Genomic DNA, 23,056 nt, shown 5'->3' on the forward strand with positions numbered 1-23,056 from the left:
CTAAACGTCTGACTATTTGCGGCCGAGAATTTGCATGACCTTGCCGAGACCGCCCTTTTTCGCCTTCTTCATGGCCACCCGACCGGTGACGATGTGAGCGATCTGCGAGAAGGTTTCGGCCATCGGAGATTTGGCGTCGATTTCCGAGATCATCCGACCGCTGTTTGCGGCATTGCCGAACAACTGCGCATCGAAAGGCAGGATGGCGATCGGTTCGATTTCAAGCGGCTCGACGAAATCGGCAGGCGCAATCTCCGGGCGCTTCGGCATGCCGACCTGGTTGAGGATGAGATGCGGAGCGCGGTCGTTGGGACGCAGCTTCTTCAGCGCATCGATCATGTTCTTGGTGTTGCGCAGGTTGGCAAGATCGGGAGCCGCACAGATGACCACCTCGTCCACCGACGCGAGAACCGAACGGGTCCATTCCGACCAGCCATGCGGGATATCGAGAACAGCCACGGGCGCCGAGCGCTGCAGGACCTCGATGATCGGCTGGAAAGCCATGCTGTCGAAATCATAGGCCCGGTCGAGCAGCGAGGGGGCGGCCAGAAGCGAGAGGTGTTCGGAGCATTTGGTCAGGAGGCGATCGAGAAAAACTTCGTCGAGGCGCTCGGGTGCAAACACCGCTTCGGCAATACCCTGGGCCGGATCCTGATCGAAATCGATATTGGCGGTCCCGAACGGCAGGTCGAGATCGGCAAGAATGGTTTCGGTGGAGAACAGGCTGGAAATGCCGAATGCGCAGTTATGCGCAATGGTCGATGCACCGACGCCACCCTTGGCGCCGACAAAGGCGATCGAACGGCCCAGAGGTTCGGCTTCCGGATCGACGAAAATGGCCGAAATCGATGCCAGCATGTCCGCCATCTCGACAGGACCGACAAGATATTCCGATATGCCGTTGCGGATCAGTTCGCGATAAAGCGGGATATCGTTATAGCGCCCGATGACGATCACGCGGGTCGACGGGTCGCAGACTTCCGCAAGCGGTGTCAGCTCGTGCAGCAGGTTTCTTGGCTCCGCATCGGTCTCGAGAATGACCAGATTCGGGGTTGGTGACGACGCAAACATGTTGGCGGCTGCAGCAACGCTGCCGCTTGTGACACGCAGATTGACCTTTGCCATGCGCCGGTCGCGGCCCATGCGGTCCATCATCCGCTGCATGGTGTCGCTTTCGCAAAAGGCGTGGATGGAAATGCGTGGAAGAGGCCGCAGGGCCTCCATGTCGCCATTCCGCTCCGGCTCGGCGCCCGAGATCTCCTCCTGGCCGGAACCGCGAATTTCGTAGTTGATCGCGCTCATGGTTCTCTCCGGTTCAAGGCCGCCGTCAGTTGCCGTTGATGTTGATCGTCGTGCCGCTGCCACTGTCGCTGCTTGTCGTCTCGCCGCGGTAACTGCGGATCACACCGGCGCGCTGCGTGGCATCGATCGGCGTCATTCCGCGTGGAGCAATCAGGTCCGACGGGTTGGCGATCTGGGCGGCCAGATTGTTTTGCGAGGCGCAGCCGAAATTGTACCAGTTGCTGTTGTTGTAGGTATCGTTCGACAGGTCTGCCGGCCATTTGCCGCACTGGCCGGTCATCGCCTTTGTCGTGACGAAGGAAAGCCGGATCGGGGCCGCATCGCCGGTCGGCGAGGCTCCATAGCTCGTCATCAGGATGCGCTGCGGCTTGATGCCGTTGGCGATCAGGGTGCGGCGAACGTCGCCAGCCAGATGCGATGCAGCACCGGCATTGTATGAGCCCTGCGGAACCTGGACCTGGATGATGCCGGCAGGCGAGGATACGAACCGCTGTGCGAAACCCTTCACCGTGTCGCGCAGTCCGATCGTCAGGCGAACGTCGCCCGATCCAATCGGAATATCCAGCGACGATTCACCCTCCGCCAGAACGATCGGATGGCGGGTGCGGTAGTCGTCTGGAACCGAGCCGGTCGTCATGTTGTTGCCGCAGGAGGACAAAAGCGCGGCAAGTGCCGCAATGCCCAGGGCAGACCGGATTTGGCGACGCTTTGCAGCGGAGGCCGATGTCGATGTGATGGTCATGATCGATCCCCGCTTACTTGTAGATGAAGCCGACGGAGCCATGATACTGGCTGCCACCGCTTTTGGCCGGCTCATTGCGGCCGTAGATCTTGTTGACGCGGTTCAGGAAGAAGGAAGCCGCGTCGTTCTCAGGATTGAAGTTGTCATCCGGGCGGGCGATCTCGTTGCGGGCCACAGGCCTTACGAGATAGGGCGTCGCGATGATGACGAGTTCGGTCTCGTTGCGGATGAAGTCCTTGCTGCGGAACAGCGTACCGAAGACAGGAACCTTAGAGATGCCCGGCAGTCCAGACATCGCCTGGCGGACATTGTCCTGCACGAGGCCGGCGATAACGATCGAACCGCCGGAGGGAAGCTCGACCGTGGTTGAGGCTTCGCGCTTGCGGATCGACATGTAGGTGTTGCCCGGAACGCTCAGGCTTGTGCCGTTGCCCGTCGTTACGGAACCCTCATAGGTCGGCTCCGAAACATTGGTTTCGATATTCAAACTGATACGGCCAGGCGACAGAACGATCGGCTTGAAATTCAGCTCGATGCCATAGTCCACGGTGGTGATGGATCGGTTGACCGTCGTCTTGCGGGTTTCGTCGTCAACGTTGACTTCCTGCTCCGCTGGCAGTCGATACTCGCCGCCAACATAGAATTTAGCCTGCTGACCCGAAATCGCCGTCAGGCTTGGTTCGGCAAGCGTGCGCATGACGCCGGCCTGTTCCATGGCATTCATGGTTGTGGCGAGAGTGGCTGCACCAACGGAGCCAGACAATGCCCCCTGGCTTCCCAGGCTGACAGCATTCCCCAGATTCGCAGGATTGAAGAAGGAAAAGCTACCCTTGTTGCCGCTGATCGAGCCGTTGAAACCAAGCTGTTTCAGGACCTGGCGGCTGACTTCCGCAACCGTGACCTTGAGCGTGACCTGATCTTCGCCCTCGATAGTCAAAAGGTTGACGATCTGCGACTGCTGGCGGTTTTCGGCGAAGATATCCGCATCGCCGTTATTGCCCTGTGCGGTGATGTTGCGGGTGGTTGCTTCACCGCCCTTGAGGAAGGCGCGCGCGAGCTTTTCCGCCTGCGACGAATCCTGCGGCGTGCGCACCGTGCCCGACAGCACGATGTTGTCGGAGATGATCTCGACCTTGATGTCGGATTCCGGCAGGAACCGGCGAAGGTTCTGCTGCAGACCGGAGATGTCGCGTTCGATCTCGACGTCGAGACTGACGATCTCCTCGCCGTTCGGGCCGAACACAAAGATATTGGTCTGGCCGACAGTCTTCCCGAACAGGTAGATGCGGCGCGAGGTTCGCGTGACCGCATCGGCAAGCGAAGGATCTGCGACCAGGATGTCGTGCGCATCGGCCGGGAGATCGACAACCAGCGCCTTGTTCAAACCGAGTTGGACTCGGCGTTTCACGCCAGGGCCGCCTTCGGTGATGCGGATAAGGTTGGCATCGGAAGCGGCCACTGCATCGCGGACCGACAGACCGACCGGCGCGTATCCGCCTGGAAAACCCGATACCGACAGGCAGAGGGCTATCCCGGCGACCGAGGACCTACGAATTCTGGCTCTTAGCTTGCTCATGTGCCCGCCCCGTTCACTTCGTCTGCTGTGAGGCAGAACTTTTGACGATCGCCCCTGATTTGATGACCTGGACCTCTGCCTTGCCGCCGCCATGCAGCAGATAATCTGCTGCAACCGTATCGGCTTCCTGGGCATCCGCGACCGAACGGAGAGCAAGCGTCAGGCGCTCTGCCATCTGCTGCGCCACCGTGATGATCTTTGCCTGATCGGGGGTCAGTTCCAGCGTGGCGGTCGTTCCGACCACCGACTTGCTGCCATCCGGCGCCTCCTGGATCTGCTGGTCGATCGCGAGCACCCGGACGTTGTTGAGGACGTTTTCGGTGATGAAATTGCCGCTGTCCTTGTTCTCGCGCACCATGATCACGTCGACGCGGTCATTGGGGAGCACGAAGCCGCCAGCCCCGGTGGCGACGGAAATTTCGGTCGCGACAGCGCGCTTTCCGGACGGAAGCAGCGAGGACATGATGCGGCTGGAGGAGTCTGCAATCTTCTCGGCGCGGATCGGCTCGCCCTTGAAGATCGGCAGGCGTACGACGGAGCCGGCGACATCGGCGATGGCATCCGGCCGGGCGTCGCTCGTGATAAAGCCTTCGACGACGCTGCCGTTCGGCCACTCTACCCACTGGACCGACTTGTCATTGAGCCGGCTGCCGACGGGAATGTTCTCAGCCGAAACGAGAACTTTCGTCGTCGGCTCCCGCTGGATGACCGTCTCGACGAGGTCCGGGCCCTTCTGACCAGTAAGGCGCATCGCCAGCAGGCCGGCAAGACCTGCCGCTACAACTGCGACTGCGAGAATCATAAGACGAGCGGGCTTCATGAGCTTCCTCGGAGGAATACAAATCAATCCTCGAGAGCATGCGCCGGAATGGTGTAATTATGGTTAATAGGAAGCTTACGATTTGGGTTAACGCAATGTTACCCTGCCGTGCGCGTCGATTAGCTTGCGGCCAGAAGCACAAGATTGACGACAGGCGACTGCTGGAAGGTCAAGTAGCCGCCGATCGCGATCGCGATACCATAGGGAATCTTGCTTTCTGTCACCAGCGAAGCCGGCAGGCGTATCCCCATTGCCATTGCTGTATTGGCGTTTGCTCTCAACAGCAGGAAGATGAGTGTAATAAATCCGCCGACGAAGGCGACGGTGACCAGAAACGAAATCAGGGCGGGCGTAAAGCCGAACCAGATTGCCGTTGCCGTCAGAAGCTTGGCATCGCCGCCACCCATCACGTTCATCGCAAACAGCATGAAGCACACAGCAAACACGGCGGAAGCTGCGGCAATACTCATCCCATAGTCCGCCCATCCAAGACCGACCAGCGGTGCGAAGACGAGAAACGAAACGAGGATAGCGGCAGACAGCTTGTTCGGGATCTTCATGGTGAAAAGATCGCTGATGGCAGCGAGCGCAAGACAGAATGGAACGATCAAGGTTACAATGACAACCATTTCAAGCATCCTTTTGGCGCCGCGTCCCTCGATCTTATGTATCAAGGCCTAAAGCTGTAAAACCGCCCCTGGTGGGGCGGTCTACACATAGACATCACGGTTCTTAAGAACTTACTGCTGGTTCAGCTTGGTAGCGAGGTTCTTGAACTGGTTGTTCAGAGCGCCGCCGAGCGTGGTCGCACCGGCGATCAGGGCCACGGAAATGAGAGCTGCGATGAGGCCATACTCGATGGCGGTCGCACCAGACTCATCCTTCATAAAACGAGCAAAAATCTTGGACATGGAATCTCCTATTCCCACCTACGGTTCAGCACTTACCGACAACTGTTTTCCGCTGTTCGGATAACCCAAACTAACCCCAGACGATTGCTATCGACTTAACGAAGAACCTTTCCAAAGTGTTAACTCCCCTGATACGGCACATTGGGTAAACAACCCACCAACAGCATCATTCAAATCGAAAACTGCGTCCCCGAACATTATATTTACCTAATAAAATATCATAAACATGCGGATATGGGATATTTGCAGCCGCGTTCGGGCACGAAAATGCCGCTCTTGCTCCTGTCATCATTTGTTAACGTTTCGGAAAGCTCAGCGTCGAGATGTTTACTTAAGCCTTCATTCACCATTCCGCGCCATCTTTGAGACACGACTGTTCATCGATTCAAAGGCCACCACGATGGTTGTGCGCAAAATGCTCGTTGCCTTCGCATGCCTTTGCGGCATTGCCACAAGCCTCAGCGGCCCGGCATTGGCGCAGGAAGACGGCCTTGTGCGCGTGTTCATGAATCACGCGCGGGTACTGAAACTGGATAGGCCAGTGGCCAAGGTGATTGTTGGCAACGCGGAAGTCGCCGACGCGACCGTGGCCGACCCGACAACCATCGTCCTGACGGGCCGTGCGTTTGGAACGACCAATCTCGTCCTGCTCGATGAGGACGGCAATGCAATTGCCGACGAACGTATTCTCGTCTCCATTGACGAAGGCAATACGGTTCGCGTGTACCGTCAGACCGAGCGCTCTGTTCTCTCCTGCACGCCCAACTGCGAGCAGCATGTGGAATTCAAGAATACGGCTGGTGCAACGCCCTGACGGCCTTGATCTGACACGACGCCAGACAGAAAATTGCCCAGCTGCGTCGCCCGACCTGCTCTACGTGGACACAGGTGCCTAAACTCTAATCCCATTCGGCAACGGAATATCAATATTCCCCTCCTAGTATCGCGGCTCGAATGGACCGGGGGCGGCAATGCATCAGAACGATAGGCACACTGACGGCGCTGGCGCGTCGCGCGTGCCGGCGACGCACTCTCGGCGTCCATGGCGCCGGTTCAGCCGGTCCACGGATGGTGCCGCGGCGATCGAATTTGCGCTCCTGGCCATCCCCTATTTCGTGATCGTCTTTGCCATCATCGAAACCTTTGTTGCCTTCGCCGGCGAGCAACTGGTTGCCAATGCCGTCGACACGATGGCCCGCAAGATCAGAACAGGCAACATCACCTACGCTCTCGGCCGTCCCGGCACCGATATGGACCGGACGAAATTCCGGACCGCGTTCTGCGGCGAGATTGCGATCCTGATCAAATGCGATGCATCGGAAATCGCGACCCCGAACAAGCTCTGGCTCGACGTTCGCACCTTTACGACCTTCTCAGCGATCCCGAAGACAGTGCCCCGGACACCCGCAAACACGACATTCGGCGAACTGGATACGGCCTCCATCAACTACTATTCGCCGGGCGGGCCAAAGACCGTCAATATGCTGAGGGCCTATTACAAATGGGAGGTCATCACCGATCTGGTGCGGCCCTACATAACCAATGTCCGGCCAACCAACGGGACACGGCCCAACTACTTCCTGATCGTCGAAACGGCTGCATTCCAGAACGAGGACTATCCGTGATGGCGACCCCAACAACCAGGCGGGCTGCACAGACCGGATGGCTCTGCCGCTTCAGGGCATTGATCGTTGACACGAAGGGCGCGGGCGCCGTCGAGTTCGCGTTGATCGTGCCGCTTCTGATCTTTCTCTACATCACGGCATTCGAGCTGACGATTGCGCTCAGTGTCTCCAAGCGAACCGCGAGTTCCGCAAGCACGATTGCCGACATTACGACCCAGCAGGCGAGCGTGACCCCGACGTGGCTTGCCACAATGAAGGATGTGACGGGCAGCATCTTTGCGCCCTACGCGCCGCAGAACCTGAGCCTGAAGATCACCGGCGTGCAGCTGGACGCAAACAGCAATCCGACCGTTGCCTGGTCGTGGGATCAGTCTAACGGCAAGCCGTACGCGGTGGGCAGCACCGTCAACGTTCCGAGCGACATGCGCACAGCCAGCACGTTTCTGGTGCGTACAGAGCTATCGGTTACGCACAAGTTGCTGATGATCATGCCGGGACTACTTCCGCCTCAGCTCCAGACGATCACGCTCAGCCGCCAGTACTACTACCGTCAACGCGTCGGAACCAGTATCGACTGTAACGGCTGCTGACGCGGTCCTCTGCTTCCCCTTTGCCAACATGATCGCGCGACTATATGTATCGCCATCCGGGCAGGTGATTTGTGTCACTTGTCCGCACAGGCGATTTCAATTTCCGGGTGACAGATGGCACGGGCCTTCCTCTTCGTTCTCGATTCCTTCGGCGTCGGCGGCGGCCAGGATGCGCAGGCGTATAATGACCTTGGCTCCAACACGTTCGGCCATATTGCCGAATTCTGTGCCGCCGGTGCCGCGGACCGAGCCGGCTTGAGGCAGGGACCGCTCAGCCTTCCGAACATGTCCTCGCTCGGCCTGCTCGAAATCGCAAAGCTTGCCAGCGGCGACTACCCGATCGGCATGCAGCGGCCCGAACGCGTCTTCGGCCTTCACGGCGCGGCAAACGAACTGTCGCTTGGCAAGGACACGCCGTCGGGACATTGGGAAATCGCCGGCACGCCGGTCACCTTCGACTGGGGTTACTTCCCGACCGAAGGCGATGCGTTTTCGCCCGAACTCGTCGAGGCGATCTGCCGCGAAGCCGATATCCCGGGCATTCTCGGCAACTGCCATGCTTCGGGCACAGACATCATTGCAAAACTCGGAGAAGAGCATGTCCGGACGGGCAAGCCGATCTGCTATACATCGAGTGACAGCGTCTTCCAGATCGCCGCTCACGAGACCCATTTCGGGCTGGAGCGGTTGTTGAAGCTGTGCGAGACCGTGCGGACGCTGCTCGATCCCTTGAATATAGGAAGGGTGATTGCCCGACCATTCACTGGCGAGACGCCGGAGACGTTCGAGCGAACCGGCAACCGGCGCGACTATTCAGTGCTGCCGCCGGAGCCGACATTGCTCGACCGGCTGGTTTCGGCGGGCCGAACCGTCCACGCCGTCGGCAAGATCGGTGATATCTTCGCGCACCAGGGCATCAGCCGCGTGATCAAGGCAAACGGCAACCACGCCCTGATGGATGCGACGCTCGACACGATGGCGCAAGCCGAGCAAGGCGATCTCGTCTTCACCAACTTCGTCGATTTCGACATGCTCTACGGACACCGTCGCGACGTCGCGGGCTATGCGGCCGCTCTCGAAGAGTTCGACCGGTCTCTTCCGGAAGTGCATCGCCGCCTCCAGCCGGGCGATATGGTGATCATCACCGCCGACCACGGCTGCGATCCGACCTGGCGCGGCACCGACCACACACGCGAGCGGGTGCCGATCATGGCGTTCGGTCCCGGCATTCGCTCCCGCTCGATCGGGCTCAGGCCGACTTTCGCCGACATCGGTGAGACAGTCGCTGCCCATCTCGGCATTCCTGCCGGAAGACACGGATGGAGTTTTCTGTGACGAAGAACTTTGTGAAGGCCGAGATCCACTGCCACATCGAAGGTGCTACGCCCCCGCATCTGGCACGGACGCAAGCCCAGAAATACGGCGTGGACATCGCCCCTCTCCTCTCCGGTGACACCTATACCTGGAAGGATTTTTCCGAGTTCATCCTGAGCTACGACGCCATCGCCTCGCTGTTCCGAACGGAAGCCGACTATGCGCTGCTGACGGAGACCTATCTCTGCGAGCTTGCCGCCTGCAACACGATCTACAGCGAGATCATCGTATCGCCTGATCATGGCGACCGCATCGGGCTCGGTGCCGACGCCTATCTCGCCGGTATCTGTGACGGGATCCATGCCGCGAAGGAAAAGACCGGGATCGAGACACGCATCATCGTGACCGGCGAGCGGCATTTCGGCCCTGACAGCGTGATTGCCGCCGCGGAATACGCTGCCCGATGCTGCAACCCGCTCATCACAGGCTTCAACATGGCCGGTGAGGAACGCATGGGTCGTGTCGCGGATTATGCGCGCGCATTCGATATTGCCCGCGACGCAGGGCTGGGCCTGACGATCCATGCCGGCGAAGTCTCCGGGGCATTCAGCGTGTCCGACGCGCTCGATCTCGTGCGTCCATCGCGGATAGGCCACGGTGTACGCGCCATCGAAGATCCCGCTCTGGTCGAGCGGCTGGTCGAGCTCGGAACCGTGCTGGAAGTCTGCCCCGGTTCGAATATCGCGCTGCAGGTCTTTCCGGATTTCGAGAGCCATCCCCTGAAAGCCCTGAAGGCTGCTGGTGTGCGGGTCTGCATCAATTCCGATGACCCGCCGTTCTTCAAAACTTCGCTTGCCCGGGAATACGACATTGCGGCGGAGGTCATGGGTTTTAGCGAAGCCGAAATCGATGCCATGACCCGTGTCGCGATAGAGGCGGCTTTTGTGGACGAGGCGACCCGCGGCGCGCTGCTTGCCCGGTTTGACGCTACCGCGGCACAATGACGACTTGCGCGCGCGGTCATTTTCCCGGATGAAGACACGGACAACAGAGAGGTAAAACCATGGACGGCGTGACTGTCATCGATCATCCGCTGGTGCAGCACAAGCTGACCATCATGCGCAAGAAGGAAACCTCGACGGCCGGCTTTCGGCGGCTGTTGCGCGAGATTTCCATGCTTCTCTGCTATGAAGTGACGCGGGATCTCGACCTCACCATGGAGACGATCGAGACGCCGCTGACGCAGATGCAGGCGCCTGTCGTCGAAGGCAAGAAGCTCGTGTTCGTGTCCATCCTGCGCGCCGGCAACGGCCTTCTGGAAGGAATGCTCGAGCTGGTGCCATCCGCACGTGTCTCCCATATCGGCCTCTACCGGGACCATGACACGCTGCAGCCAGTGGAATACTATTTCAAGGCGCCTGAAAATCTCGATGAGCGATTGCTGATTGTCGTTGATCCGATGCTCGCGACGGGCAATTCGGCGATCGCCGCGATCGAAAAGCTCAAGGAGCGTGGGGCAAAGAACATCCGTTTCCTCTGCCTTCTTGCAGCCCCGGAAGGTCTCAAGAATTTCCAGGACGCGCATCCCGACGTGAAGATCTATACGGCTTCGATCGACAGCCACCTCAATGAAAAGGGCTACATCATGCCCGGCCTCGGCGACGCTGGTGACCGGATGTACGGCACGAAGTAACGCAGTTCAGACTTTGCTTACCTAGATTTCATGCCAATGGCCCGCGGAGCTTTTCGCGGGCCATTTTTTCATTGTCCTTTGTTACCTTCAAGGCGAACTCGCAAAGGATGACCATGCTTCTGCGCACCCTTGTTTTCGCTGGCCTCGCAGCTCTGCTTGCAACGCAGATACCGGCGGTGATGACGCTTGTTGATCGCGTGCCGGAGCCTGCGAGCGGCACTGCGGAAACGCCGAGCTCTGCGAAGGCCCGACCCGCTTCCGTGTCCCCCGGCCGGGTGCGGCTGTCGGCCGATGGCAGAGGCCATTTCAGCGGCCAGTTCCGGATTAACGGCAAGACGGTGGAAGGGCTGGTCGACACGGGCGCATCGGCAGTCACCATCAACGAAAGCACGGCCCGCAAGCTGGGCTTCGGGGTCAACAGTCTCGATTTCCGGTATCAGATGAATACGGCGAACGGCAAGACAGACGGCGCGCGCATCATCCTCGATCGCATCGAGATCGGCAACGTCCGGGTCAGACAGGTCGATGCCTTCGTGCTGCGCGACGAAGCGCTTTCCAGCACGCTGATCGGCATGACCTTCCTGAAAAAACTGAAATCCTTCCAGGTCGAAGATGGCAGCCTGACGCTGATCCCTTAGCGATTACTCGACCCGGCCCAGGATGACCGGCGGCATGACAGGGGCTTCGTCAGACACCGAATAGCAGGCGGTGACGTCGGCCGCAGCGCGCGCTGCATCGTCTTCCGTTGCCGCATGGACCATGGCGATCGGCTGCCCCTTGGAAACCTTCGTGCCAAGCGGGAGAATGGCATCGATACCGACACGATGGTCGATCGCGTCTCCGGCACGGCGCCTGCCGCCGCCAAGCTCCACCACTGCGATGCCGAGTGCCCGTGTTTCGCAGCTGGCGAGGAAGCCATCGGCGGGGGCGAGAACCGGGCGAATGACCGGTGCGTCGGCAAGATAGACATCCGGCCTCTCGCAGAAATCTGCCGGACCGCCCAGCGCATGGGTCATGCGAGCAAAGCGTTCGAGGGCTGCACCGGATGACAGCGCCCGTCGCGCAACCTCTTCAGCCTCTGGCATGGTCGCAACGAGATTGCTCAGAACCAGCATTTCCGCAGTTTCGGCGATGACGACGCTTTCCAGTCGAGTCCCTGCTTTCTCTCCCTTGAGGACCGCGAGACAGTTTCTGATCTCCAGCGCATTGCCGGCTGCATCGGCAAGCGGCTGGTTCATATCCGTCACCAGAGCTACAGTCTTCAAACCTGCGCCATTCGCGACATCGACCAGCGAGCGCGCCAGAAGCTCAGCCTCGTCCTTTGACCGCATGAAGGCACCGCTGCCGACTTTCACGTCGAGGACCAGAGTTTCGAGACCGGCTGCGAGCTTTTTCGAGAGGATCGAGGCTGTGATCAGAGAGACGGCTTCGACCGTCGCCGTGACATCGCGGATCGCGTAGAGCCTGCGATCGGCCGGTGCCAGTTCCTGTGTCTGGCCGACGATGGCGCAACCGATATCCCTGACGACGGCACGCAGGCGCGTTTCGTCCGGCATCACGTCGTAACCGGGTATGGCCTCAAGCTTGTCGAGCGTGCCGCCGGTATGGCCAAGGCCGCGACCGGAGATCATCGGAACGGCGAGGCCGCAGGCGGCCGCAAGCGGTGCAAGCATCAGCGAGACATTGTCGCCGACGCCACCGGTCGAATGCTTGTCGGCCACCGGTCGCCCGGCATCCGACCATTGCAGCACACGACCGGAATCGCGCATCGCCAGCGTCAGCGCGATCGTTTCGTCCCGCGACATGCCCTTGAAAAAGACGGCCATGGCGAAGGCTGCAACCTGCCCTTCGGAGATCGTCTCATCCGTCATCGCCGCGATGAAGGCGGCTATGTCATTCGATGACAGAACCTCGCCATCGCGTTTGCGACGGATGATCTCCTGCGGGATCATGGCGCCTAGTAGCCGGTGGAAGCGCGGGATGCGGGTGCGCCGCTCAACACGCCCAGGATATCGTCGAGAAGGCTGGACGCGCCAAAGCGGAATGTCGATGGCATGAGCCAGTTCGGGCCCATGGTAGATTCGGCAAGCCGGAGGTACAGATCCGCATCCGCGACTGTGCTGATGCCACCGGCGGGCTTGAAGCCGATGCGCTTCTTGGACGCGCGGATGGCACGCAGCATGCTGTCTGCCGCTTCCAGTGTGGCGTTGACGGACACCTTGCCTGTAGAAGTCTTGATGAAATCGGCACCGGCAGCGATCGCGAGTTCCGAGCCGCGTCCCACGAGCGATGCGTCCTTCAGTTCTCCTGTCTCGAGGATGACCTTGAGGCAGGATTGCGGGCAGGCTGCGCGAACGGCCTCGACCATGTCGGTTACCGCCTGCTCGTCGCCCGCCATCAGCTTGCGATAGGGAATGACCAGATCGATCTCGTCGGCGCCATCTTCCACAGCCTTCCGGGTCTCTTCGACCACGGAGGCGACCGGCAGGTCACCGCCTGGAAAATTCACCACCGTGGCAATACGGACCTTGTGACCGTGCCCCAGGATCCCGCGCGCATGGGCGACGAAACGCGGCCAGATGCAGATTGCGGCCGCGGCCCCATACGGGGTCTGCGCCCGCGCGCACAATGTCTCGATCGCGGCATCGTCGCAGTCGTCGCGCAGGTTCGTAAGGTCAAGAAGCGAGAGCGCAAAGGATGCTGCTTCGCGTGGACTATGCAGTTCCATGATCTGCCTCCCTTAAAGAGCGGACATATTTATCGTTGAAAGGATTATATGCAAGCCGTCGGGACGCGTGCGGTCGCCGGCGGACAGCTATCGAGCTGAATTGAAACGGGAATCAGGCGAGCATTTCCTTGAGAACGGCAGCCAGCCGCTGGCCGCCGACCGGTGCCATATCCTTGGTTTCATCATGGCTGAGTTCGGCGCCTGTCATTCCGGCGCCGAAATTCGTGATCACGGACGCTGCTGCGACCTTCATACCGAAATAGCGGGCGAGGATGACTTCCGGCACGGTGGACATGCCGACGGCATCGGCGCCGAGCGTTCGGGCCATGCGAATTTCCGCAGGCGTTTCGAAGCTCGGGCCTGAGAACCACATGTAGACGCCGGAAAACAGCGGAATGCCGGCTCGTATCGCAGCATTGCGCATATCCAGCGTCAGGCCCGCATCATAAGCCGAGGTCATGCCGACGAAGCGCTGGTCGCCGCGTTCGCCGATCAACGGGTTCATGCCGGAATAGTTGATGTGATCGGAGATCTGCATGACCGAACCCGGCGGCATGTCTTCCCGGAGCGAGCCTGCGGAATTGGTGAGGATCATGGTCTGGACACCCAGACCGCGCATCACTTCGATTGGGAAGCGCATCGCCTTGGCATCGCCATGCTCGTAATAATGCGCCCGGCCCGACAGCATGATCACAGGCTCTTCGCCGAGGTACCCGGCAACCAGTTCGCCGGCATGGCCCGTGACGCCGCTGACGGGAAAGCCCTCCAGCATCGTATAGGGAATACGAACCTGATCGCGGACTTCCTCCACCAGCGTTCCGAGGCCGGAGCCCAGCACGATCGCATGGCGCGGAATGAGGCCGTCCAGCCGATCGACGAGCAGATCGATGACGTCTCTCATCCGATCGTATCCGTCTCAAAGGCGTAGGGCAGAAGTTCTGCCATGGTCACGGTCTTCTGCACGCCGGCGTCATCGCAGAGATAGATGAGCGTATCAGCAGAGGCGAATTCGGAGATCTTCTGGCGGCAGCCACCGCAGGGCGTGCAGAGCGGAAGCTTTTCGGCAATCACCGCAAGCGACTTCACCTTCTTGCCGCCGCCCATGATCATCGCGCCGATTGCCGTCGGTTCGGCGCACCAGCCTTGAGGGAAGGACAGGTTCTCGATATTGGCGCCGAGATAGACCTTGCCATCGTCGGCAAGGATTGCGGCACCGACCGGGAACTTGGAATAGGGCGCATGCGCTTTCGACATGGCATCGCGTGCAGCTTCGAACAGGTCGTGTGGCGAAAATTCGGACATCGCGATCAGCGCTCCTTGGTATAGGGGACACCGCCGGCCTTGGGCGGGCGGGCAATGCCGATAAAGCCGGCGAGTAGCACGCAGGTAAGGATATAGGGCAGCGCCTGGAAAATCTGCACCGGCACTTCGCCGATCAGCGGAAGCGACTTGCCCTGCATGAAATTCGCGAAGGCATCGAGGAAGCCGAACAGCAGGCAGGCGAACATGACCGGCACCGGTTTCCACTTGGCGAAGATGAGTGCTGCAAGCGCGATGTAACCCTTGCCGGCCGACATGTTGTTGATGAAGGCTGCCGACTGCGCGATCGCAAGATAAGTGCCGGCAAAACCTGCGAGGAAGCCCGTGACGATCAACGCCCGGTAGCGCAACCAGCTGACCGAGATACCGGCCGTATCGACCGCACCGGGATTTTCGCCGACGGCACGAAGACGAAGACCAAAGCGGGTGCGGTAGAGGATCCACCACGACAGCGGCACCATCAGGAAGGCGATGTAGGTCAGGATATTGTGGCCCGAGATCACGTTCGCATAGAGCGGGCCGATGATCGGCACCTCACGCATCATGTCTGCGCCCGGAAGGGTGATGCTGGAGAAGCGGCCGGATGCCGGAACCTGTCCCGTGCGTCCGCCCTGGCTGAACCAGGCCTGGCCGAGCACGATGGTGAGGCCCGCGGCGATGAAGTTCAGCGCGACGCCGGAGACGATCTGGTTGCCGCGGTTGGTGATCGAGGCAAAGCCGTGCAGCATGGAGAACAGGATGGCGGTGACGATGCCAGCACCAAGTCCTGCCCAGGCATTGCCGGTGTAATAGGCGACGCAGGCCGAGGCGAATGCCGATACCAGCATCTTGCCTTCAAGCCCGATGTCGAAAATACCGGCGCGCTCGGAAAACAGGCCAGCGAGTGCAGTAAACAGCAGTGGGATCGACAGGCGGATCGCAGAACCGAGAATGCTGATGAAAACTTCGAAATAATCCATGCGCCTATCTCCCCCCTGCCGGTGATCGGGCAAATTGCTGGTAGGCACGCACGATGGCCGGTCGAAGCATATATTCGAGCGCTCCGGCAAACAGGATGACCATGCCCTGGATGACGACGATCATGTCGCGCGTGATCGCCGGCATGTCGAACGAAAGCTCGGCACCGCCCTGGTAGAGGATGCCGAACAGCAGCGCCGAAAGAACGATACCGGCCGGGTGATTGCGTCCCATCAGGGATACCGCTATGCCGACGAAGCCTGCGCCACCGACAAATTCGATCTGCAGACGGGCGGATGCCCCCATGACCGGGTTCAGCGCCATCATGCCGGCAAGGCCGCCGGAGATCAGCATCGTGATCATGACGATCTTCGAATACCCGATACCGGCATAGCTTGCGGCAGACGGGCTGATGCCGAGCGTGCGCATTTCATAGCCGAGCTTGGTGCGCCAGATCAGGACCCAGACGAGGAAGCACATGATGAGTGCGATCAGGAACGAGAAGTTGAGCGGTGCAGCGCCGAGCTTGCCGCCAAACATGGCGATCAGCCAATCGAGCTTGGGCAACTGGCCGCCAGGCAAAAACGTGCGGCTTTCCGGCGCCATCTTGCCGGGCACGATCAGCATGTGCACCAGCACGTAGTTCATCAGCGATGAGACGATGAAATTGAACATGATCGTGGTGATGACGACGTGACTGCCGCGCTTTGCCTGGAGCCAGGCAGGGATTGCGGCGCAGGCGGCGCCGAACAGTGCTGCCCCGATCACTGCAAACGGCATCGTCACGTACCAGGGAACATAGGCATCGAGCGAGAGCGCCACCAGCGCAGCACCGAGACCACCCAGATAGGCCTGGCCTTCCGAGCCGATGTTGAACAGGCCGGAATGGATGGCTACTGCGACCGACAGGCCGGTGAAGATGAAGCTCGTGGTATAAAACAGCGTGAAGCCGATGCCTTCGCCGCGGCCAAGCGCACCGACCAGAAGCAGCTGCAGCGCTTCGAACGGGTTTTCGCCGATCGCCCACACCACGATGCCGGAAAAGAAGAAGGCGAGCGCGAGGTTGATCAGCGGGATGACGCCGTAATTGATCCAGCCAGGCAGGGGCACGGATGCGGTGCTCATGCGCCCTCTCCCTTCCAGTCGTTTGCAGGGAGAAGCCCAGGCATCGTAAACTCCAAAAATATCATTCCAGGCCAGATCATGCTGCGATCCCGGCCATCATCAGGCCCAGTGTCTGCTCGCCCGCCTCGCCCGACTTTTCACCGACGACCTTGCCGGCAAACATGACGAGGATACGGTCCGACAGGGAGCGGATCTCGTCGAGTTCGACGGAGACCAGAAGCACGGCCTTGCCGGCATCGCGCGTATCGATGATGCGCTTGTGGATGAACTCGATCGCGCCGATATCGACGCCGCGGGTGGGCTGTCCGATGATCAGCACGTCCGGATCGCGTTCGATCTCGCGGGCAACGACTATCTTCTGCTGGTTGCCGCCCGAGAAATTGGCGGTCTTCAACCGCGCATTCGGCGGGCGGATGTCGTATTTGACGATCTGTTCCTCGGCCTGCTTGCGGATCGCATCGAGATCCAGCATCGCCCCGCCATAGCGGCGGTCGCGATGATATCCCAAGATGGAGTTCTCATATTCCTCAAATTTGAGGACCAGGCCCATATGATGGCGGTCTTCGGGAATGTGCGCGAGGCCAAGCGCACGCAACATGGCGGGATCTGAACCGGCAATCGACTGGCCGTTGACGATAATCTCGCCGGAGGACGGCTTGCGGATGCCTGCGATGGCCTCCAGCAGTTCCGACTGGCCGTTTCCGGCAACACCGGCAATGCCGACGATCTCGCCGGCGCGGACCTCGAACGACACGTCGTCGACCATGGTCACGCCGCGGCTGTCCTTGACGGTGAGGTTCTTGACCGACAGCAGAACCTTGCCCGGATCGGCCTCGCCCTTTTCGACACGCAGCAAAACGCGGCGACCGACCATCAGTTCGGCGAGTTCCTCGACGGTCGTGTCAGCAGTCTTGCGGGTCGCTACGATTTCACCGCGGCGCATGACGGAGACCGTATCGGTGATCGCCATGATCTCGCGCAGCTTGTGGGTGATGAGAATGATCGTCTTGCCCTGGTCGCGCAGCACGCGCAGGACCTTGAACAGGTGGTCCGCCTCGGGCGGTGTCAACACGCCGGTCGGCTCGTCGAGAATGAGGATTTCGGCGCCGCGATAGAGGGCCTTCAGGATCTCGACACGCTGCTGGCGACCGACCGGCAATTCCTCGATGACCGCATCGGGATCGACGTCGAGGCCGTAATCGGCCTCCAGACGCTTCAGCTCCTTGCGGGCGCTGGCCACGCCCCGGCGCAGCAACTGGCCGCCTTCGGCACCCAGCATGACGTTTTCCAGAACCGTGAAATTCTCGACCAGCATGAAGTGCTGGTGCACCATGCCGATGCCCGAGGAGATCGCAGCCTGGCTGTCGCGGATCGTCACGGGCTTGCCGGAGATGCGAATCTCGCCCTCATCGGCCTGATAGAATCCGTAGAGGATCGACATCAGCGTCGACTTACCGGCGCCGTTTTCGCCGATAATGCCGTGGATCGAGCCTTTGGCAACCGTGAGGTTGATGTTCTTGTTCGCATGCACAGCGCCAAACTTCTTGTCGATCCCGACAAGTTCGATCGCCGGCTCTTTCGCAGGTTCGAAGCTCAATGATCCGCCCTTCCACTGGATATACAAAAAGGGCGCATGACGACATCGATCGCCATGCGCCCTTTGATGGTTACCTGCTTACATCGGGCAGGCGTTGTCCGACATGTAGTCGTGAACCTTGACGGTGCCGGCAATGATGTCAGCCTTGGCCTTGTCGACGGCTGCCTGCATTTCAGGGGTGATCAGCGACCTGTTGCTGTCGTCGATCGCGGCCGAAACGCCGTCTTCCTTGACGCCGAGCGACTGGATGCCGGCCGTGAACTTGTCGTCCTTCAGATCCTTGTAGGCATTGTAGACAGCCAGATCGACGCGCTTGACCATTGAGGTCAGGACCGAACCCGGATGCAGATGGTTCTGGTTGCTGTCGACGCCGATCGAGAACTTCTTGTTGTCGGCCGCCGTCTGAAGCACGCCAAGACCGGTCGCACCTGCTGCCGCGTAAACGACGTCGGCACCCTGATCGATCTGGTTCTTGGTGAGCTCGCCACCGCGAACCGGGTCGTTCCAGGCAGCGCCGGTCGTGCCGGTCATGTTCTGGAACACGTGCGCATCAGGCTTTGCTGCCTTGACGCCCTGGGCATAGCCGCAACCGAACTTGCGGATCAGCGGAATATCCATGCCGCCGATGAAGCCGACCTTGCCGGTCTTCGAGGCGAGGCCTGCGAGAACGCCGACGAGATACGAGCCTTCCTCTTCCTTGTAGAGAACGGAACGCACGTTCTTCAGGTCAACGACGGAATCGACGATGACGAACTTGGTGTCCGGGAATTCCGCGGCAACCTTCTCCATCGCCGATGTCCAGGCAAAGGAAACGGCGACGACCGGGTTATATCCGCGGCTTGCGAAGTTGCGGATAGCCTGCTCGCCCTGCGTATCGTCCTTCGGCTCGAAGTCGCGATAGTCGGTGCCGGTTTCCTTTTTGAACTGCTCGGCGCCGGCATAGGCTGCTTCGTTGAACGATTTGTCGAACTTGCCGCCGGTGCCATAGACGAGCGCCGGCTTGACTTCGGCGGCGATCGCTGTCGACGACAGCGCGGCCACGGCGACGAGGCTCAAAAGTGTTTTTTTCATCATTCAGCCCTGTTTTTTTAAGTTAGGTCCTCCCGCAGCGCCTCACAAAGGTATCGCTCACGGTCACCTGCCCCCCTCTTCGAAGGCTTGGCTGTCGAATACTCTTGCATGGGTGTTGGAAAATTTCACGAGATTTTTTTCGTTTGGTAAAAAACCACAGGCAGGTCGCAACCCTGCTCAAGGCTTCACCAAATTCGCGCCGGCGTCGCTCAAATCCATAGCGGCCTGGGATGATTTTAGGCAGCCAGCCCGGCTAGGCGACAGGACAGCTCACCCCTGTTCCGCGCAAGCCGCAATAGCCGCCGGGGTTCTTCGCCAGATACTGCTGATGGCACTCCTCGGCGTAGTAGTAATTGCCAATCGGCGCGATCTCGGTCGTGATCGAGACGTCACGCCCCGCAGCAGTCAATGCAGCCTGAAACGCGGCAAGCGCCTTGCCGGCCGCAACCACCTGCTCTGCCGACGTGGTATAGAGCGCGGACCGATAGGTCGTGCCGATATCATTGCCCTGCCGCATCCCTTGCGTCGGATCGTGCTCCTCGAAAAACAGCTTCAGAAGCTGACGGTAGGAGACGATCTCCGGATCGAACACGACTTTCACGATTTCCGCGTGCCCGGTCAGCCCTGTTGTTGTCTCGTGATAGGTCGGGTTCGGGGTCAAGCCGCCCGCAAAGCCGACTGAGGTGACATGAACGCCCGGGACTTGCCAGAACAGCCGCTCGGCGCCCCAGAAGCAACCCATGCCGAAATACGCCACATCCAGACCTTCCGGATAGGGTTCCTTCAGCGCGCGGCCGTTGACGAAATGATGGTCCGACGTTGCGACCGGTGTCTCTCTGCCGGGCAGGGCCTTTTCAACCGATGGCATGACAGTTTTCTTGCTGAACATATCGATCAAGAACATTTCAACCTCCCGGGTGAGGCGCGCCTCGCCTGCCTCTTGCCCTATCTAGCAGAAAAACGCCCGAACGGCGCGGGTTTCCTGTATCCGACCATCCAGAAAAACAGTGCCAGCCCGAGAAAGATCGCAAAGGCCGGCTGCGCCAGAACCGGGGCCACGTAGGGACGCCAGATATCCGAGCCGACATAGGAATTGGCGGAAATCTCCGCCATCGTCAGGCCTTCGGGATCGAAATTCAGCCAGGCATTGCCGAGGCTCGTCATGACGACCGAGGAGGAGGAAACCGAATTGACCGAGTCCATCGCGCCGGCGACGACGGCTGCGATGAGCGCCGCGAGGCTCAAAGCCCGCATCAGAAACCTTACCGTCCTCATCGCAGGCTCCCCTGATGGCACTCAATCGCTGCAGGAAGCAAAATAGTGGCAAGCCTGATCCGTGACAACGCATGACATAAGATTTGTGCAACTGGCGCAAATCGTCCAGATTCCGGTTGATCCTTGCAAATTCATTGGTATATATCGCGCCGACCGCTGCTTCGCCCAAGGCTTGCGTCGGTTTTAAGGACAGGTGGCCGAGTGGTTGAAGGCGCACGCCTGGAAAGTGTGTATACGTGAGAGCGTATCGCGGGTTCGAATCCCGCTCTGTCCGCCATCACTTCCCAACCCAATCTTCAGACTTCCCCGTTGAACATTCCGAGCGCTAGTCGATCTGGCTGCGGTGTTCCAGATACCATTCGACGAAAGCCCCGACGCCCTCGTTGAGGCCGATCTCGGGTTTGCGGCCGGTCAGTGCGAGCAGCAGGTCGGGGCTTGCGAAGGTGCGGGGGACGTCGCCCTGCTGCATCGGCAGCATTTTCCGTTTGGCCGGTTTGCCCATGATCTTTTCGATCGTTTCGACGAAATCCATCAGACCGGCAGGCTGACCACCGCCGATATTGACGATGCGGAACGGACCCTGATGCGACAGCGTGTCGATACCGGCGACGCGGTTGTCTTCAGACGGAATGATCGACGCGAGATCCACGATCGAATCGACGAGGTCGTCGATATAGGTGAAATCGCGGCTCATCTTGCCTTCGCCGTAGATCTCGATTTCCTGATCCTCGATCATCGCCTTGACGAATTTGAACAAAGCCATGTCCGGCCGGCCCCAGGGGCCGTAGACGGTGAAGAAGCGGAAGGCCGTGGTCGGGATCTTGTAGAGATGGGCGTAGCTATGGGCCATCGCCTCCATTGCCTTCTTGCTGGCCGCATAGAAGGTGAGTGGCTCGTCGGCCTTGTCGGTTTCGCGGAAGGGAATATCCGGATTGGCACCGTAGACCGAGGAGGTCGAAGCCAGCAGAAGGTGGCCGACATTGGCTTCACGGGCCGCTTCGAGCACGTTCCACGAGCCGATCAGATTGCTATCGAGATAGGCCTTGGGGTTTTCGAGACTATAGCGGACGCCCGCCTGGGCGGCGAGATGGACGATCACGTCAGGTTTGAATTCGCGGGTTGCCGCCTGCAGCGTTTCCCGGTCTTCCAGCATCGCCTCGACGGGGCGGAAGGATGGAAACTGCACAAGGCCGGCGACGCGCGCTTCCTTGAGCTTGAGGCTGTAATAGGGCGTCATTCCATCGAAGCCGAGAACCTCGTGACCATCCTGGAGCAGACGCCGCGCCAGATGGAAGCCGATAAATCCCGCCGTGCCAGTGATGAAATACCGCATCAATCGTCCCGCAATTGCTTTGCGTAACGTCATAACCGCTTGATGCGGCTATGGACAGACCAATTAGTGGAACAGCCGCAGCCTTGCCGGCGGCGTTCCCTGACGGCCATTCTTGCGATCCACCGCAAACTGGATGAGATCCATGGAGGCCTGATCGGTCAGGGGCTTCGCCATAACGCCCACAACGCCTGAAACTCCGGATGCGACAAGACCCGGATTGCCCGTGATCATAATGACGATGATGCCGAATTCGGCAAGCGTCTTGGCGATTTCAGGACCCGTCTCCCCATCCGCCAGCCTGACATCCACGAAAGCGATGTCGGTCTCGCGGGTGTAGTTCAAGGCAACGGTCATGTCGGGTGCAATGCCCACGACATCGTGCCCGCTGCGATGGACGGCATCCTCGATGTCCATGGCGACAAGCAAGCTGTCTTCGACAATCAGAAATCGGTATTCCACATCAAATTCCTCTGCGCGTTGAAGGAAAACATAGGCGGAAGCGCGGCAGAGGCAAGCCCTGCTCCACATCCGCCGATGCCAAGAGCGCCGCACAACGTTACATCCGGTTACGAAAGGTGACAACCGCTCCGGAACGAGTTTGCAAGTTCTACCGTTGTTAGGCCCGAGCGTATAGAAAAAGGAGAACCACCATGAAGAAGCTGACATTTGCTTCCTGCATCATCCTCGCGACAGCCTTTACCGGCCAAGCCTTTGCACAGCAGGGTACTGTTACAGGCGCCGCAGGCGGCGCGGTCACCGGCGCGATCGTTGGCGGCCCGGTTGGCGCTGCAGTTGGTGGCGTTATCGGCGCCGTTGCCGGGACAGCAATCGACCCGCCACCGCGCGAAGTCGTGACCTACGTCCAGGAACAGCCGCTGCCTACCACCGCCTACAGGGTCGAGCAGCCGATCGCCGTCGGCAAGCGGATCCCGCAGACCGTCGTCGTGACACCTGTGCCGAGCAATCCGAAATACGCGTACACGGTCGTCAACAACCAGCGCGTCATCGTTGATCCGGAAACCAACACCGTGGTTCAGGTGATCGAGCAGTAAGTTCGATCTGACATCACCAAACAGA

At 59.9% G+C, this 23,056-nt stretch carries 26 protein-coding genes and 1 tRNA gene; 9 read left to right on the forward strand and 18 right to left on the reverse strand.

The window, feature by feature from the left end; all coding sequences use genetic code 11:
- Positions 1 to 12 precede the first annotated feature (12 nt).
- The 6 genes from ASG19_RS05555 to ASG19_RS05580 form a co-directional block, all read right to left on the reverse strand.
- Positions 13 to 1,302: a CtpF protein gene (locus ASG19_RS05555; protein ID WP_062454119.1), complete on the reverse strand. Its 1,290-nt coding sequence runs from the start codon at positions 1,300 to 1,302 to the stop codon at positions 13 to 15.
- Between the two features lie 25 nt (positions 1,303 to 1,327).
- Entirely contained in the window at positions 1,328 to 2,044 is a 717-nt protein-coding gene (locus ASG19_RS05560; protein WP_062454120.1) for a CpaD family pilus assembly protein, read from the reverse strand.
- Positions 2,045 to 2,057: 13 nt separating this feature from the next.
- On the reverse strand, positions 2,058 to 3,620 hold the full coding sequence (locus tag ASG19_RS05565) for a type II and III secretion system protein family protein (protein WP_062454121.1): 1,563 nt from the start codon (positions 3,618 to 3,620) through the stop codon (positions 2,058 to 2,060).
- A gap of 13 nt (positions 3,621 to 3,633) precedes the next feature.
- Positions 3,634 to 4,440, reverse strand: a complete 807-nt coding sequence (gene cpaB / locus ASG19_RS05570) for a Flp pilus assembly protein CpaB (protein WP_062454122.1) — start codon at positions 4,438 to 4,440, stop codon at positions 3,634 to 3,636.
- A 119-nt stretch (positions 4,441 to 4,559) separates the two neighbouring features.
- Complete coding sequence (locus ASG19_RS05575; RefSeq protein ID WP_062454123.1) at positions 4,560 to 5,078, reverse strand: prepilin peptidase; 519 nt, start codon at positions 5,076 to 5,078, stop codon at positions 4,560 to 4,562.
- Positions 5,079 to 5,180: 102 nt separating this feature from the next.
- Positions 5,181 to 5,351, reverse strand: coding sequence for a Flp family type IVb pilin (locus ASG19_RS05580; protein WP_062454124.1), 171 nt, complete (start codon positions 5,349 to 5,351; stop codon positions 5,181 to 5,183).
- A 415-nt stretch (positions 5,352 to 5,766) separates the two neighbouring features.
- Here ASG19_RS05580 and ASG19_RS05585 point away from each other — a divergent pair, with 415 nt between their 5' ends.
- From ASG19_RS05585 to ASG19_RS05615, 7 genes are all read left to right on the forward strand, one after another.
- The gene (locus ASG19_RS05585) at positions 5,767 to 6,165 is read left to right on the forward strand and encodes a pilus assembly protein N-terminal domain-containing protein (protein WP_092664131.1); all 399 of its coding nucleotides are present in this window, start codon (positions 5,767 to 5,769) and stop codon (positions 6,163 to 6,165) included.
- A 157-nt stretch (positions 6,166 to 6,322) separates the two neighbouring features.
- The gene (locus tag ASG19_RS05590) at positions 6,323 to 6,976 is read left to right on the forward strand and encodes a TadE/TadG family type IV pilus assembly protein (protein ID WP_062454126.1); all 654 of its coding nucleotides are present in this window, start codon (positions 6,323 to 6,325) and stop codon (positions 6,974 to 6,976) included.
- Positions 6,976 to 7,566, forward strand: a complete 591-nt coding sequence (locus tag ASG19_RS05595; protein WP_062454127.1) for a TadE/TadG family type IV pilus assembly protein — start codon at positions 6,976 to 6,978, stop codon at positions 7,564 to 7,566. Before ASG19_RS05590 ends, ASG19_RS05595 begins: the two co-directional genes overlap by 1 nt.
- A 114-nt stretch (positions 7,567 to 7,680) precedes the next feature.
- Positions 7,681 to 8,901 (forward strand): phosphopentomutase, encoded by a 1,221-nt coding sequence (locus tag ASG19_RS05600; protein WP_062454128.1) that lies wholly within the window; start codon positions 7,681 to 7,683, stop codon positions 8,899 to 8,901.
- Positions 8,898 to 9,884: an adenosine deaminase gene (locus ASG19_RS05605; RefSeq protein ID WP_062454946.1), complete on the forward strand. Its 987-nt coding sequence runs from the start codon at positions 8,898 to 8,900 to the stop codon at positions 9,882 to 9,884. Before ASG19_RS05600 ends, ASG19_RS05605 begins: the two co-directional genes overlap by 4 nt.
- A 59-nt stretch (positions 9,885 to 9,943) precedes the next feature.
- Positions 9,944 to 10,573, forward strand: a complete 630-nt coding sequence (gene upp / locus ASG19_RS05610; RefSeq protein ID WP_062454129.1) for a uracil phosphoribosyltransferase — start codon at positions 9,944 to 9,946, stop codon at positions 10,571 to 10,573.
- A 113-nt stretch (positions 10,574 to 10,686) separates the two neighbouring features.
- The gene (locus tag ASG19_RS05615; RefSeq protein WP_062454130.1) at positions 10,687 to 11,211 is read left to right on the forward strand and encodes a TIGR02281 family clan AA aspartic protease; all 525 of its coding nucleotides are present in this window, start codon (positions 10,687 to 10,689) and stop codon (positions 11,209 to 11,211) included.
- A gap of 3 nt (positions 11,212 to 11,214) precedes the next feature.
- Here ASG19_RS05615 and deoA read toward each other — a convergent pair whose 3' ends face one another.
- The 10 genes from deoA to ASG19_RS05665 all read right to left on the reverse strand — a co-directional run bounded on the left by deoA (position 11,215) and on the right by ASG19_RS05665 (position 20,646).
- Positions 11,215 to 12,525, reverse strand: a complete 1,311-nt coding sequence (gene deoA, locus ASG19_RS05620) for a thymidine phosphorylase (RefSeq protein WP_062454131.1) — start codon at positions 12,523 to 12,525, stop codon at positions 11,215 to 11,217.
- Positions 12,526 to 12,530: 5 nt separating this feature from the next.
- The gene (gene deoC / locus ASG19_RS05625; RefSeq protein WP_062454132.1) at positions 12,531 to 13,301 is read right to left on the reverse strand and encodes a deoxyribose-phosphate aldolase; all 771 of its coding nucleotides are present in this window, start codon (positions 13,299 to 13,301) and stop codon (positions 12,531 to 12,533) included.
- Between the two features lie 112 nt (positions 13,302 to 13,413).
- The gene (locus ASG19_RS05630; RefSeq protein ID WP_062454133.1) at positions 13,414 to 14,202 is read right to left on the reverse strand and encodes a purine-nucleoside phosphorylase; all 789 of its coding nucleotides are present in this window, start codon (positions 14,200 to 14,202) and stop codon (positions 13,414 to 13,416) included.
- Complete coding sequence (locus tag ASG19_RS05635) at positions 14,199 to 14,603, reverse strand: cytidine deaminase (protein ID WP_062454134.1); 405 nt, start codon at positions 14,601 to 14,603, stop codon at positions 14,199 to 14,201. The genes ASG19_RS05630 and ASG19_RS05635 overlap by 4 nt, the downstream gene beginning before the upstream one ends.
- Before the next feature lie 5 nt (positions 14,604 to 14,608).
- A complete protein-coding gene (locus ASG19_RS05640) occupies positions 14,609 to 15,580 on the reverse strand; it encodes an ABC transporter permease (protein WP_062454135.1) in 972 nt (323 codons plus the stop codon).
- 4 nt (positions 15,581 to 15,584) lie between these two features.
- A complete protein-coding gene (locus tag ASG19_RS05645; protein ID WP_062454136.1) occupies positions 15,585 to 16,703 on the reverse strand; it encodes an ABC transporter permease in 1,119 nt (372 codons plus the stop codon).
- Between the two features lie 76 nt (positions 16,704 to 16,779).
- Complete coding sequence (locus tag ASG19_RS05650) at positions 16,780 to 18,300, reverse strand: ABC transporter ATP-binding protein (RefSeq protein WP_062454137.1); 1,521 nt, start codon at positions 18,298 to 18,300, stop codon at positions 16,780 to 16,782.
- 78 nt (positions 18,301 to 18,378) lie between these two features.
- The gene (locus ASG19_RS05655; RefSeq protein WP_062454947.1) at positions 18,379 to 19,371 is read right to left on the reverse strand and encodes a BMP family ABC transporter substrate-binding protein; all 993 of its coding nucleotides are present in this window, start codon (positions 19,369 to 19,371) and stop codon (positions 18,379 to 18,381) included.
- 253 nt (positions 19,372 to 19,624) lie between these two features.
- Entirely contained in the window at positions 19,625 to 20,275 is a 651-nt protein-coding gene (gene msrA, locus ASG19_RS05660; protein WP_062454138.1) for a peptide-methionine (S)-S-oxide reductase MsrA, read from the reverse strand.
- 41 nt (positions 20,276 to 20,316) lie between these two features.
- Positions 20,317 to 20,646 (reverse strand): hypothetical protein, encoded by a 330-nt coding sequence (locus tag ASG19_RS05665; RefSeq protein WP_062454139.1) that lies wholly within the window; start codon positions 20,644 to 20,646, stop codon positions 20,317 to 20,319.
- Between the two features lie 187 nt (positions 20,647 to 20,833).
- Between ASG19_RS05665 and ASG19_RS05670 the strand changes: the two genes are divergently transcribed.
- Positions 20,834 to 20,923: transfer RNA gene (locus tag ASG19_RS05670), tRNA-Ser, on the forward strand.
- 48 nt (positions 20,924 to 20,971) lie between these two features.
- On the opposite strand, the gene ASG19_RS05675 is transcribed toward ASG19_RS05670, so the two are convergent.
- Positions 20,972 to 21,979, reverse strand: a complete 1,008-nt coding sequence (locus tag ASG19_RS05675) for an NAD-dependent epimerase/dehydratase family protein (protein WP_062454140.1) — start codon at positions 21,977 to 21,979, stop codon at positions 20,972 to 20,974.
- Positions 21,980 to 22,042: 63 nt separating this feature from the next.
- A complete protein-coding gene (locus ASG19_RS05680) occupies positions 22,043 to 22,438 on the reverse strand; it encodes a response regulator (RefSeq protein ID WP_062454141.1) in 396 nt (131 codons plus the stop codon).
- 191 nt (positions 22,439 to 22,629) lie between these two features.
- On the opposite strand from ASG19_RS05680, the gene ASG19_RS05685 reads away from it, so the two are divergent.
- Positions 22,630 to 23,031, forward strand: a complete 402-nt coding sequence (locus tag ASG19_RS05685; RefSeq protein WP_062454142.1) for a DUF1236 domain-containing protein — start codon at positions 22,630 to 22,632, stop codon at positions 23,029 to 23,031.
- Positions 23,032 to 23,056: the final 25 nt, after the last annotated feature.

The organism is Rhizobium sp. Leaf306, from assembly GCF_001423425.1.
Taxonomy (GTDB): domain Bacteria; phylum Pseudomonadota; class Alphaproteobacteria; order Rhizobiales; family Rhizobiaceae; genus Neorhizobium; species Neorhizobium soli.